The sequence below is a fragment of the Paenibacillus sp. Root52 genome, from assembly GCF_001426865.1.
Classification (GTDB): domain Bacteria; phylum Bacillota; class Bacilli; order Paenibacillales; family Paenibacillaceae; genus Paenibacillus.
The window spans coordinates 166069-178650 of the sequence record NZ_LMFO01000012.1 but is presented as its reverse complement, the minus strand read 5'-3'; the positions used below and the strand labels follow the sequence as shown (position 1 = coordinate 178650).

Below are 12582 nucleotides of genomic sequence, written 5' to 3'. Positions count from 1 at the left end.
CTTGAATCCGCCAATCAATGCTCGGCTTCTTCATCTTCAATCACTTCCCCTGCATGATCCGACTCTTGCTCCAATGAGCTGCATGCCTCGGCGTACAGTAAGTAGGATTCTACATCCCCCGTCATCGCAAAAACCTTCCACGAAAAATCTCGCATCGGAATTTCATCCTCTCTTCGGAAATGACGTGTGCTTCTAGAAGATAGGATGGAGTCTTGCAAGGTAAACTATGCGTTGCAATTACTGGATACCTCTCGGATGATTACTCACGACCGAAACCAAGGTCACGCAACACACGATCCTGATTTCTCCAGTCTTTTTTCACCTTTACCCACAGTTCCATAAAAATTTTGGAGCCTAACAGGTTCTGAATGTCCTGCCTAGCACGTTTACCGACTTCTTTGAGCAAGGCACCTTGCTTGCCGATAATAATCCCTTTTTGTGAATCGCGTTCTACAAAAATAACTGCCGAAATGTAGACAACGCCATTATCCTGCACTTTCATGTCTTCAATCGTTACCGCAATGGAGTGCGGCACTTCTTCACGAGTCATTTGCAGAATTTTCTCCCGAATCAGCTCAGCGCAAACGAATTGCTCTGGGTGATCTGTCACCTGATCCTCAGGGTAGTATTGCGGACCTTCTGGCAAGTATTTACTGATCTGCTCCAGTAATGTATTCACATTATTGCCGAGCTTAGCGGATACAGGAACAATCTCAGCAAAATCGTGAAGTTTACGATATTCCTCAATCAAAGGAAGTAATGCTTCAGGTTCAACTTTATCAATTTTGTTCATTACCAAAATGATTGGAGTGCGAACATTTTTCAATTGTTCTGCAATGTAACGATCGCCTCCACCCATACCCTCAGAAGCATCAATCAGGAATAGCGCAGCTTCAACTTCGTGAAGTGTGTTCAGTGCAGTCTGATTCATGTAATCACCTAGTTTGGACTGACGCTTATGGATACCAGGTGTGTCTAGAAAAACGATCTGTTGATGCTCAGAAGTATATACACCATGAATTTTATTACGTGTCGTTTGTGGCTTGTCCGACATAATGGCAATCTTTTGACCAATAACTTGATTCATTAACGTCGATTTACCTACATTGGGGCGTCCAACGATGGCTACAAATCCGGATTTAAATGCTTGTTTTTTCATATGTTCCTCCTCAGGCGCCTAGGCCTGGAATGTAATAGTTTATTTTTGAGCCGAATTTAGATCAGACGGTCCAAATGCATATGGAATCAATTCTGCAACCGTAGTCTCGCGCAGGTCACCTTTCATGTTTCCAAGAATAACCTTCATGTCTGGTTCGCACAATTCGAACATTACTTGACGACATACTCCACAAGGCGCAATCGGGTCATCCGTGTCACCTACAATAGCAATGGCTTTGAAGCTCCGCGGCTGCTGGCCACCTGCAATCGCACTAAACAATGCTGTTCGTTCAGCACAGTTGCCAGGTGTATACGCAGCATTTTCAATATTACATCCGTGATGCACATTACCTTCATGATCAAGTAATGCCGCGCCTACACCGAAATGCGAATAAGGGATGTACGCTTTGGTACGCGCCTTAATCGCTTCCTGCATCAGCAGTCCGTTATCCATACTACATTCTCTCCCTTAGGTCATATAAAGCTACGCTCTATAAATTAAATTCAACTACATTTAGAAAATTAATACAATCCTAACCAGTTCAGTACCGGTTTAAAGAATACAACACATCCAATAATGACAGCGAATACCGCAGCCAGAAGTACTGCTCCAGCCGCGGTGTCCTTCGCCGCTTTGGCAAGCGGGTGAATATCCGGATGTGCGAGATCAACCGCAGCTTCTACAGCCGTGTTCATTAATTCGGTCACCAGTACCAAAAAAATGGCTGCCAAAACAAACAGCCAATCTGTTCTGGAAATCCCGAAAAAAAATCCAGCTGCACACATGATGAGAGCTACTCCTGTATGGACTCTTACATTCCTCTGAGTTCGGAAGCCGTATGCAATTCCTTCCGCTGCATTGCGGAACACCAGACCCCAGGAGCGCCGCTTCATTATCGTGTCAACCCGGCCTGAGCCAATACAGCTTCCTGCTTACCCATCATCTCAGCCTCACTGACCTCATCCTGATGGTCATAGCCAAGCAAGTGTAAAAATCCGTGGACAAACAGAAAGCCTAGTTCGCGTTCAAAGGAATGCCCGTACTCTTCACTTTGCAGAATCGTACGCGGAACAGAGATGATAATGTCGCCGAGTACATCTGGCATTTCTTCCATTTCCTCATCTTCGTCCAGTTCATAAATGATATCCAGTTCTTCATCCACAGTCTCATTCATGGCGAATGACAATACATCTGTTGGACGGTCGATACCACGATAATCCCGGTTCAATTCATGGATCTGTTCATCATCTACAAATGTCAGAGCTACTTCTCCTTCAGCAACACCTTCGGCTCCCCCTGCAAGGTTGAGCAATTGCTCCAGCATCGCAATCATAGGCTCTGTAATTTCTTTATCCTGTTGTTCATTATTCCATGCCAGGTTAAGACTCATTCTTTCATAACTCCTGTCTACTGATTATTAGAGGTTTTAATCAACCTGCTTCGGGTGAAGTAGGTTTTGGTTTCTTCATTTCCTCTGGATATTCGATCCGGGAGTGGAAAATGCCCATTACCGTTTCTTTCAAAGTTTTGGCAACAATATCAAGTTCCCGCATCGTTAGATCGCAATCATTAAACTGATGATCATCCAATCTACCTTTGATAATCTTCTCAATCATGGACTCCACTTGCTCAACCGTCGGTTTACGCAGCGAACGAACAGCCGCTTCCACACTATCTGCTATACCAACAATGGCAGACTCTTTGGATTGAGCTTTCGGCCCTGGATAACGGAAATCCTCTTCCGTAAAATCAGGTTCGATCCCCGCTTCTTCAGCCTGTCGTAACGCCTTATGGTAGAAGAAGTGCAGGAATGTTGTCCCATGATGCTGTTCCGCTATATCGCGAATCGGTCTGGGTAGCTTGTAATCCTTTTGCATTTCCACTCCATCTCTAGCATGAGCAACGATGATCGACTTACTCAGCTTTGGATCAATGGAATCATGAGGATTCTCCATATTATTTTGGTTTTCAATAAAATAAATAGGTCGCTTCGTCTTCCCGATATCATGATAATACGATCCGACACGACATAGCAGTCCGTTAGCTCCAATCGCTTCGGCCGCAGCCTCTGACAGATTACCCACCATGACGCTGTGATGATACGTACCTGGCGTCTCCGTCAATAGCTTGCGTAACAACGGATGGTTTGGATTGGATAGCTCCACAAGTTTGAGAGCAGACAAGATGCCAAACGATGTTTCAAAGAATGGCATAAGTCCAATGACAAGTATAGCGGTTAACACACCACTAGCAAAGGCGAAACCTACACCATACAATGTCGTTGTGCGGTTCCAGTCACCTGTGTCAATTAAAGCGAGTGTGAAAACAGCAATGGAACCAAAGAGACAGACCATAATAGCACCCTTTAAGATCGTTGAGCGCTGACTCGCCTTATGGGTTGCAAAAATAGCAACAAAGGAAACCAATACAGCGAAGAAGCCAAATTCGAAGTCAAAAATCTGACCCTGATGCGTATTAAGAATGATACTTGAGAGCATGCCAATGATTATGGAACATACAAAAGCAAGCGAAGTATCCAGTAGCAAAGCAATTAACATCGCACCCACAGCAACCGGTGCAAGGAATCCTACATACGACTGTTCGTTTGTCTGGATGAATGCGGTCACATGCATAACTACAATCGTAATGATGAATATAAGGACAAGCATTAGCAGCTGTGCATTGTTGTATTTAAAATGTGTGCCGCTACATTGCTGAATATACATGAGAATCGCCGCTGATAACAGACAGGACAGCATGAGCAATCCAAGTTGCGGCCAATAATTCACTTCATTTTTCAACAAATCATTCTCATCCAGCAGTGCATACATCTCTGGGGTGATTATTTCCCCTTTGGCTACTAGAGTGTCTCCTTGCTTGATAAACACGGTTTGCGTGTTCTCACGAGCCTGTACCTTCGCTTCTTTTGTCCCCTCTTCATCGTAGAAACGATTGGACGTTAGAACAAGTCGTCCTAGCTCCTGCACAACTTCACGCTGTGTACGTTTGCTAAGCGAGCTGACACTAACCATCTCGGCGACTTTCGCACGAGCCGTTGTTGCATCACTGATCTGATCCGTCATCAGTCTAGAGACAATGTCCCTGGCAACAGATTTCATTTCCTGAATATCATCCGACGTGAGACGAGATATTTTGATGTATGTCTCTTCCGGGATCCGGTAGCTTTGCTCCTGTACTACATTTCTGATTTCTTCCAGTAACGTTTCGGAGTATGTACCTGACTTCCGGTTATTGTTGATAAAATTGGACACAAAATCCTTCTGACGCTGCGGAATTTCTTCCCGGTAAATGTCAATTTTATCTTGACTTGATATCTGATCATCCTGATTCAATCGGTCAATACGATCAAGTAATGTCGTCATTAGATTCTCATTGCGCATCTGAACAATTTGATAAATAGGCTGCACACGTTCGGCGGCTTCTTCTTGCGCTTTTAGCGTAGCTTTATTGTTCGGAATCTGCATAGGTGCAGCAATATCCACTTCACTGCGTGTCCCTTCCTGAATATCGTACCGCTCAGGAAGCAGCTTGGGAGCTAGGCTCACGAAGAAGAGAATCACCAGAAACAAAAACAGAAGATAGCGTGCCCACACGCTATACTTCCATCCTGTAGCTCTATTCTGAAAAGATTTGCCTTTTGACAGTTCCTTAGAGGTCACCTTAGACAATCCCTTTCTATTCTTGATTTTCTGCGGCGTGGTTGTATGCAACGATAATTTTCTGAACGAGAGAGTGTCTTACAACATCTTGCTCTGCAAAGAACACAAATCCGATTTCTTCCACTTCAGTCAGTATCGTTTTCGCTTCCACTAATCCAGATTTCTTGCCGCGGGGTAAATCAATTTGTGTAACATCGCCGGTAATGACCATTTTGGAGCCAAAACCAAGACGGGTCAAAAACATTTTCATTTGTTCAGGCGTCGTGTTCTGGGCTTCATCCAAAATAATGAATGAATCATCAAGCGTACGTCCACGCATGTATGCCAAAGGTGCAATTTCTATTAACCCTCGCTCTAGCGCTTTTGCTGTCTGCTCTTGTCCCATCACATCATATAACGCATCGTACAGTGGACGTAAATAAGGATCTACCTTCTCTTGCAAATCACCCGGGAGGAAGCCTAGGCTTTCACCAGCCTCAACCGCAGGTCTTGTAAGTACAATTCGCTTTACGCTGCCTTCCTTGAGCGCTGCCACAGCGAGCACGACTGCCAGATAGGTTTTACCTGTACCTGCAGGACCAATACCAAATACAACGTCCCGTTTCTTAATCGAAGTTACATAGTGCTTCTGTCCAATCGTTTTTACCCGGATCGGCTTCCCTCGATAGGTCGTTGTAATCTCACCCTTGAACAGGTCAAGAAGCTGGTCTGCACGCAGTTCCTTCGCTAGCTCAATCGCGTATTTAACATCCCGCTCAGTTAACACATATCCATTACGTACCAATTGCAATAATACATCAAATAACTGTTCTAGCGATTCTACGTTCTGTGCATTCCCGAAGATCACGATCTCCGCTTCACGGGATGAGATCTGAGCAGGAATCTCAGCTTCAATTAATTTCAGAAAAATATCTTGGGGTCCAAACAGAGATTGACCCTCTCCCGCAGTTTGGAGGGAGATTCGTATGCTGCGTGTTTGTTCTGACAAATAGCCTCATTCTCCTTGACTATGGACTAGCGGAAGTTCTTCCGCAATACTTTCTTCTACTTCAAATAATACTTTCATATAAACTTTACCATTCTCTTTCTTCTCATGCAAAATTTTTTCACTTATAATTTTAGTTTCTTTCCCATTTTTAGCGATAATATCGTTTCTAGCCCCTTCCAATCCTTTGCTTTTCGCCCATTCTACACTCTGCTGTACTTCATGTGCACGGGTTTCCCTATCTGTCTCCGTTAACCACCCCATAGGAAGACTAAAGGAGCGCCAAGTGAGCGGATCATGGTTGCTGGATGTTTCATATGAGTTAAAAGGAACCTTACCATACCCCCATAGCTGTACTGCCCATTTCCCTAGCACGATGTAAAATCGCTCTTTGCTCTCACCAGTCATCGTATTGAGCTTTTGTATAAGTGGCACTTCAACTTGATATTCACGCCACACTAAACCGCGAATATCACCTTTCGCCACTACGTTTTCCGTATTTTCTTCATCTCCTAGTATACCTGAGATCAACACTTGTCCTTTTTTTACACGCATGTTTTCCTGTACAACCGGCCGCCCCTGCTCCGCGTAAATCTGAGTGACCACCGCGTCGGACTTACTTATTAGATGTCTAGGGTTCATTAAAGGCTCTCGCTTCGGTTGTGCTGACTCTACAACTTGAATGGTGACATTCGTGCCTTCCTTGGTTACCCCAACCCAAGTTACATCTGGCAGCGTCAACGCAAGCTGTCTAGAGAGCTTGTCCTGGCTGGGAAGACGAAATGACCACTGAAAAGGATATAACCCCTCTTTTTGGGCAGCCGCAAGAATCTCATCTGTTGGAATCTTCACATTGCCCTTCACTTCTACATTCCAGACCATAGACGTTAACGCAAACAAAGCTGCGATAAAAAATAACATTCCACCAAGGAAAAACTTCCTTTTCAATAGTCGGGCAACAAAAAACGGGAATCCTCTGCGATGAGTCACCTTCACTTTGCAGCCTGTCCGTTTCAGTAACGGACGCAACTTGAAGAAATCAGGCAGCAAAATGTTCATATCTGCCCGTCGTCCATCCCTGGCACGCAGGTTCCAAACTTCCAGTCCCTGCACTGCCAGCAAGTTAATTAACCCCTCAATGTCTCCCCCAGTAACCGTGATTCGGACCGCTCCACGCAGTTTGTACAGACTGGGCTGCTTCATCCGTTCCCCTCCGCTCCATTCATATGAATATCTAGAATCGTGCCTTCCACAGCCACCTCATCTGGTAAGATATTACGGATCATCAGCTCAGCCCCTCTAATCTCCAGTTCACCTTGGGATAGAGCAAGAACGATGCGATCCGGTGTAAAATGGATGACACCTCGATGATTCTCTATATACAATTGCTTATTGCCAATCAGGGTTAACCGTGGCATATCGTAAAGCACATCCTGCGGCAGATCTAACACCTCACTAGTCCATCTGCGCAGCTTGCGACTAATTCGAGTCATTCGAAGGTCTTCCCCCTTCCTCTACAATTCAACTTATGCGGTTAAGCCTGAATATATGAGAACTATGGTAAAGGTTGAGTTGGAAACGGATAAAAGAATTATAAAAACAAAAAAAGAGCCGTCATCTGGCTCAAACACTCACCAGAGACGACCCTTTTCCTCATTCATTTAGAAATTATTACAGCTTACCTCGAGTCCCAAACGGTTGTTTGGAACGTGGGGAACCCAATACTTCAGCCCATAAAACACCCGTACGAATATCTTCCCTGCGAAGCATAGACTGCCCAGATTCGTTTGTGGTTTCATCCCAACTAGAATCAGAGACAACCGGAGTATTCGCTGATGAAATACGATTCAAACGTTCTTGAATTACACGTTGTTGCTGTTCCATCTGCTTCATCTGCTCTTCAAGAGAACTACTCATCGCACTTACTGTACTCTGGCTGCCATATTCGTCGGATTGCCTAGAACTTGGCGCAGGCTCAGAGTACATGGGTTCATAGCGATCATCATACGTTTCCTCATCATACCTTCTATCATCATAACGATCGTCGTATTGCTCATCATAACGAGTGTCTCCATGATTAGAAGACCCTGTGGATTGCGTTCTCGTGTCCTCAGAAGAACGTCCATTTTGATCAGAGTCACCACTACCACCAAAGGTAGGCATCCCGTTGCTCGGACGCTTTTTGTTCGGATCAACCGATTTGGCGGCTTTCCCGAGGAATGAAAATAGCATAAAGCCAACAACCGCTACAATGTACAGATTGTCAAATACCCAATCTAATAGGCTCATGTGCATTCACCGCCTATCTTCCGTTTTTGGAATCACCCTGATCATTGGAATTGGAGCCTTCACCAGGTTTTCCTAATGTGTTACGCATTTGAGTGTCTGCTTCAATATTTTTCAGGTTCATGTAGTCCATAACACCGATTTTACCACTACGAAGCGCTTCGGACATTGCCAAAGGTACTTGGGATTCGGATTCAACTACACGTGCTCTCATCTCTACAACGCGCGCTTTCATCTCTTGTTCTTGTGCTACGGCCATTGCACGACGCTCTTCGGCTTTTGCTTGGGCAATACGCTTATCTGCCTCTGCTTGTTCTGTTTGCAAGAATGCACCAATATTTTTACCTACATCTACGTCCGCGATATCAATGGACAGGATTTCAAAAGCCGTACCTGCATCCAAACCTTTAGACAATACCGTACGAGAGATCAGATCCGGATTTTCCAATACGTCTTTGTGGGAATTGGAAGAACCGTTCGTACTTACGATACCTTCGCCGACACGGGCAATGATTGTCTCTTCACCAGCACCACCGACGAGACGATCAATGTTTGCACGAACCGTAACACGCGCTCTAACTTTAACTTCGATACCATCTTTTGCTACAGCGGATACAATTGGTGTCTCGATTACACGAGGGTTAACGCTCATTTGCACGGCTTGCAATACGTCACGACCTGCAAGGTCGATTGCAGCAGCACGTTCAAACTCCAATGGAATGTTTGCACGTTGTGCAGCAATCAAAGCATTAACAACGCGGTCTACGTTACCACCAGCAAGGAAGTGACTTTCCAATTGGTTGATATTCAATCCAAGTCCCGCCTTTGTTGCTTTGATCAACGGGTTTACGATCCGACTAGGTGTTACACGTCTCAGTCTCATAGCTACCAGTGTAATAATTCCGACACGCACACCGGATGCAATCGCTGAGATCCAGAGCATTACCGGGAAAAAGCTGAAGAATACGCTAAGTACGATAATCGCAACTACCGCAACGAGCAAAACCGTAATCAAGGTTGGTTCCATAGTCAAAATTCCTCCATTTGCATTTTTAATTTTGTACCATCATACAGCATAACAAACCTAGCTTAACTCCGCTGTTTATTTGGTTCCCCACTCTGGCAACAGCCTTACAGAATGGATATGTACTTTGCCGAAGACCTCATCGGCTCCGGCAATGGAAAAAGGTTACACAGGCAGAGATTGTTGCACTACAATTCGAGTACCTTCTGCCTTAATGACGATGATCGGTGTATCGATTGGAATAAAATCACCATCTGATACAACATCGACCCGTTCCCCATTCAGCATAGCGGTTCCAGACGGACGCAGCGGAGTAAGACTGATTCCTTGCATTCCAATCAGTTCCTTGCGTTCTGTCGCTGATGAGAACCCACGATCAGCAGACAGCTTCTCACTCAATATGAATCGATTCCATATGCCCTTATCCTTAAACAGAATGACAACGATCGCGATAACTACGAGCGCTGCTCCAAAGGCAATACCGAGTGATACAAACGCATCGCTTGTGTCGTACGCTGCTCGCACAACACCGGCAACGAGTGCGATAGATCCGAGAATACCCAGTATACCGAAACTCGGTATAAACATCTCAAGAATCATCATGATGAGACCAACAGTAAATAATACCCATGTCTCTGCTCCGGCAAAACCAGCAATATAGTTTCCGGAGAAATAAAGTACAAAACATACGATACCAACAATACCAGGTACCCCGAAACCAGGAACGATTAACTCGATGATCACCCCTGCAATACCGAGGAACAGGAGCACAGTCATAACCACTGGGTTCGTAAGGAATGTAGAGATGTTCTCAGCTGTGGTTCTTTCCACCTTGAACACATCATCCTGACTGTATCCTAACCAGGTAGCTGCCTCTTCTGGGGTGTTACTAATATGGTCTGCGTATCCAACTTTTAACGCTTCTTCTGCCGAGAGTGCAATAATTTCACCTTTTTGCTTGGTTTTATTAATCTCTGGCATTTCCACCACCATATTAACATCCGTCATTCCAGCAGCAATTTTGCCATCGCGACCACTTTTTTCGGCCGCTCCTTGCATTTTGCTTTTCCAGAAGGCAACGAGTTTTGGATCATCTACATGTTTACCTGTACTGTCCACCATCGCTGCCGCACCAATCATGCTACCTGGCGACATTACGATCTTATCCGCATTCAAAGCCAAAAAGCTCCCTGCAGAAGCGGCGTCACCACGCACAAAAGCTAAGGTCTCAATCGGGCTATCTTTAATCAAGATTCCCAGTGCCTCGGCAGTATCAACACGTCCTCCCGGCGTATTAATGTCCAGTACGATCAGGCCTGCGTTCATGTTCTCAGCTTCTTTGAAGCCACGCTCCATAAATTTGCCAAGCCCCTGCTCGATTGGTTTATCAACCGGAATAATGTATACGGCGCCGCTCTTCTCAGCCGCATGTGCTGAAGGCGATCCAATCCAAACAGGAAGCAACAGCGTCAGCAGCATTAAGAGCATGAATGGCCCTGTAAGCATCTTCCGGTGCTTTCCCTTCACCAATAATCCCCCCTTTTCCAATATCGTTATACTGTCCAGCTTATGGTTGTTATTACGTACAAATCAGCATTTCGTTTCAAAATCTTAAAATTATATTTGAATCTTGCAACAATTGCAACATTTATAATCCATTTTCATGTCAAACATCCAATTTAAAGAAAAAATGCGATGCATTTATTCACGTTTTGTCCACCTGTCATGTGAAAACACAAATCCATTCCTGCTTCGAAAAACTTCTATGCTCGCTCATAGCATTCACTAAAAGATCTTAACAAAGGAAAAAACACTCCCTGACAAGTCAGGAAGTGTTTATTGATTGCTTTATTGCAGAAATTGTTGAACTGCTTGGTTAACCAGCTTGCCGTCCGCTCTGCCTTTGACTTTCGGCATAAGGGCCGCCATAACTTTCCCCATCTCGGCTTTCGAAGAAGCACCGGTTTCCTGGATGGTCTGCTGTACAATAACTTTAATTTCTTCTTCGGTAAGCTGTTCGGGAAGGTATTGACCGATTATATCAATTTCCGCTTTTGCATTTGCCGCGAGGTCTTCACGGCCCAATTTTTCAAATTCTTGGAGGGCATCTTTGCGCTGTTTGATTTCACGACTTAGGATATCAAGCACTTCGTTGTCATCCAAATCTCTTTTCAAATCTATTTCAAGATTCTTGATCGTCGAACGAATCAACCGAATGGTGGAGAGCTTGAACTTGTCCTTGCTCCTCATCGCTTGCTTCATATCTTCGTTCAATCGTTCGCTAAGATTCATGTAGTTAAAATCCTCCTAAAACTTTCTCTTACGAGCAGCCTCGGACTTTTTCTTGCGCTTCACGCTTGGCTTCTCATAATGCTTACGTTTCTTCACCTCAGCCAAGACGCCATCTTTAGCGATGGAACGTTTAAAGCGACGAAGTGCAGCATCAATAGTCTCGTTTTTGCGAACTTTAGTTTCAGACACCAGTTTTCCCTCCCTCCGACCAGACCGTCCAAGAGCAATAACACGGTTCATCACCTTTCATTATAGGCGAAAGGTAATAAACGTGTCAACCTCAACGTAAAATGATCATTTAATTTAAACAAGCAAGATGCCTTACATTGTTCAATAGTGCAAAAAATAACGTTGATTTTCAGCACTTCAACTGTTTATTTGTGCGAATCAGATAGGCTAGTCAAAGCTCCGAGTCTTGTGCCTCCAAGCAGATGATAATGCAAGTGATGCACCGTTTGCTCGCCATCCTGGCCACAGTTATTGATTAATCTGTAACCAGACTCGTCAATGCCTAAGCGTTTTGCTGCTTCCTGTGCAGCCAAATGAACCTGTCCAATCAAGGGCAGATCCTCTGCCGTTACTTCATTCATGGAAGCAATATGTTTCTTAGGAATCACTAACACATGTGTTGGCGCAGCGGGCTGTATGTCATGGAAGACGACAACATGGTCATTCTCCAGCACTTTGTTGGAGGGAATGCTGCCCTCTACAATTTTGCAAAACAAGCAATCCATTGTTCATACCCTCCTTTAAACAGTAATTATGTATACCTTCCTATCATACCGGATGTGCTAAGCAACGTCCAATTTCAAGGACAATTATGGGGATTTAAGAAGAACTTAGAGTAGTGGTCTAATTATAGCCAAGGTGAATTAATGTTTTATCTTTGCAGCGAATCAAAGTATATAAACCTTCATTAATCACTCAAGTACAGAGATGCAGGGCTACTGTTTTAAAGCCATAAAATCCTTATTCTTCTTTTAATTAACACTTTTATAGTATATAACTCCCATTGATATAGTTGTTTTTAACTGGTCGTTACCAAGGAGGATATCGCAGTAACGGGCAGAGAAGGAACAAGCCATTCCCATAAATGCCGAGCTACGAATGGAGTACTATACAAGCACTGAGGTTATTTAGAACGCATATTATCGAA

General features: G+C 44.4%; 15 protein-coding genes. All 15 read right to left on the bottom strand.

Going from position 1 to position 12582, the window contains the following annotated elements; genetic code table 11:
* Positions 1–14: 14 nt before the first annotated feature.
* The gene (locus tag ASD24_RS29945; protein WP_082560384.1) at positions 15–155 is read right to left on the bottom strand and encodes a YqzL family protein; all 141 of its coding nucleotides are present in this window, start codon (positions 153–155) and stop codon (positions 15–17) included.
* A gap of 104 nt (positions 156–259) precedes the next feature.
* Entirely contained in the window at positions 260–1159 is a 900-nt protein-coding gene (gene era / locus ASD24_RS12305; RefSeq protein ID WP_056696046.1) for a GTPase Era, read from the bottom strand.
* 39 nt (positions 1160–1198) lie between these two features.
* Positions 1199–1612, bottom strand: coding sequence for a cytidine deaminase (locus ASD24_RS12300; RefSeq protein ID WP_056696044.1), 414 nt, complete (start codon positions 1610–1612; stop codon positions 1199–1201).
* Positions 1613–1680: 68 nt separating this feature from the next.
* On the bottom strand, positions 1681–2052 hold the full coding sequence (locus ASD24_RS12295) for a diacylglycerol kinase family protein (protein ID WP_056696042.1): 372 nt from the start codon (positions 2050–2052) through the stop codon (positions 1681–1683).
* On the bottom strand, positions 2052–2549 hold the full coding sequence (ybeY, locus tag ASD24_RS12290; protein WP_056696040.1) for an rRNA maturation RNase YbeY: 498 nt from the start codon (positions 2547–2549) through the stop codon (positions 2052–2054). The genes ASD24_RS12295 and ybeY overlap by 1 nt, the downstream gene beginning before the upstream one ends.
* A gap of 40 nt (positions 2550–2589) precedes the next feature.
* On the bottom strand, positions 2590–4839 hold the full coding sequence (locus tag ASD24_RS12285) for an HD family phosphohydrolase (protein ID WP_056696027.1): 2250 nt from the start codon (positions 4837–4839) through the stop codon (positions 2590–2592).
* Positions 4840–4855: 16 nt separating this feature from the next.
* A complete protein-coding gene (locus ASD24_RS12280; RefSeq protein ID WP_056696025.1) occupies positions 4856–5827 on the bottom strand; it encodes a PhoH family protein in 972 nt (323 codons plus the stop codon).
* Between the two features lie 6 nt (positions 5828–5833).
* Entirely contained in the window at positions 5834–7027 is a 1194-nt protein-coding gene (yqfD, locus tag ASD24_RS12275) for a sporulation protein YqfD (protein WP_056696023.1), read from the bottom strand.
* Complete coding sequence (gene yqfC, locus ASD24_RS12270) at positions 7024–7317, bottom strand: sporulation protein YqfC (protein ID WP_056696021.1); 294 nt, start codon at positions 7315–7317, stop codon at positions 7024–7026. Before yqfC ends, yqfD begins: the two co-directional genes overlap by 4 nt.
* Before the next feature lie 178 nt (positions 7318–7495).
* Positions 7496–8113 carry a hypothetical protein gene (locus tag ASD24_RS12265; protein ID WP_056696019.1) on the bottom strand — a complete coding sequence of 206 codons (618 nt, stop codon included), beginning with the start codon at positions 8111–8113 and terminating at the stop codon, positions 7496–7498.
* A gap of 13 nt (positions 8114–8126) precedes the next feature.
* Positions 8127–9137, bottom strand: a complete 1011-nt coding sequence (gene floA / locus ASD24_RS12260; RefSeq protein WP_162248950.1) for a flotillin-like protein FloA — start codon at positions 9135–9137, stop codon at positions 8127–8129.
* Positions 9138–9299: 162 nt separating this feature from the next.
* Positions 9300–10640 (bottom strand): NfeD family protein, encoded by a 1341-nt coding sequence (locus ASD24_RS12255; protein WP_056696899.1) that lies wholly within the window; start codon positions 10638–10640, stop codon positions 9300–9302.
* A 342-nt stretch (positions 10641–10982) separates the two neighbouring features.
* Positions 10983–11426 carry a GatB/YqeY domain-containing protein gene (locus tag ASD24_RS12250; protein ID WP_056696016.1) on the bottom strand — a complete coding sequence of 148 codons (444 nt, stop codon included), beginning with the start codon at positions 11424–11426 and terminating at the stop codon, positions 10983–10985.
* A gap of 15 nt (positions 11427–11441) precedes the next feature.
* On the bottom strand, positions 11442–11615 hold the full coding sequence (gene rpsU, locus ASD24_RS12245; protein ID WP_005547957.1) for a 30S ribosomal protein S21: 174 nt from the start codon (positions 11613–11615) through the stop codon (positions 11442–11444).
* Positions 11616–11800: 185 nt separating this feature from the next.
* Positions 11801–12160, bottom strand: a complete 360-nt coding sequence (locus tag ASD24_RS12240) for a histidine triad nucleotide-binding protein (protein ID WP_056696014.1) — start codon at positions 12158–12160, stop codon at positions 11801–11803.
* Positions 12161–12582: the final 422 nt, after the last annotated feature.

Coding starts and splice junctions, on each gene's coding strand:
- ASD24_RS12240 (WP_056696014.1), bottom strand. CDS start 12,160: ATGGATTGCTTGTTTTGCAAAATTGTAGAGGGCAGCATTCCCTCCAAC.
- ASD24_RS29945 (WP_082560384.1), bottom strand. CDS start 155: ATGCGAGATTTTTCGTGGAAGGTTTTTGCGATGACGGGGGATGTAGAA.
- ASD24_RS12295 (WP_056696042.1), bottom strand. CDS start 2,052: ATGAAGCGGCGCTCCTGGGGTCTGGTGTTCCGCAATGCAGCGGAAGGA.
- yqfC (WP_056696021.1), bottom strand. CDS start 7,317: ATGACTCGAATTAGTCGCAAGCTGCGCAGATGGACTAGTGAGGTGTTA.
- ybeY (WP_056696040.1), bottom strand. CDS start 2,549: ATGAGTCTTAACCTGGCATGGAATAATGAACAACAGGATAAAGAAATT.
- ASD24_RS12265 (WP_056696019.1), bottom strand. CDS start 8,113: ATGAGCCTATTAGATTGGGTATTTGACAATCTGTACATTGTAGCGGTT.
- ASD24_RS12300 (WP_056696044.1), bottom strand. CDS start 1,612: ATGGATAACGGACTGCTGATGCAGGAAGCGATTAAGGCGCGTACCAAA.
- ASD24_RS12250 (WP_056696016.1), bottom strand. CDS start 11,426: ATGAATCTTAGCGAACGATTGAACGAAGATATGAAGCAAGCGATGAGG.
- era (WP_056696046.1), bottom strand. CDS start 1,159: ATGAAAAAACAAGCATTTAAATCCGGATTTGTAGCCATCGTTGGACGC.
- yqfD (WP_056696023.1), bottom strand. CDS start 7,027: ATGAAGCAGCCCAGTCTGTACAAACTGCGTGGAGCGGTCCGAATCACG.
- floA (WP_162248950.1), bottom strand. CDS start 9,137: ATGGAACCAACCTTGATTACGGTTTTGCTCGTTGCGGTAGTTGCGATT.
- ASD24_RS12255 (WP_056696899.1), bottom strand. CDS start 10,640: ATGCTTACAGGGCCATTCATGCTCTTAATGCTGCTGACGCTGTTGCTT.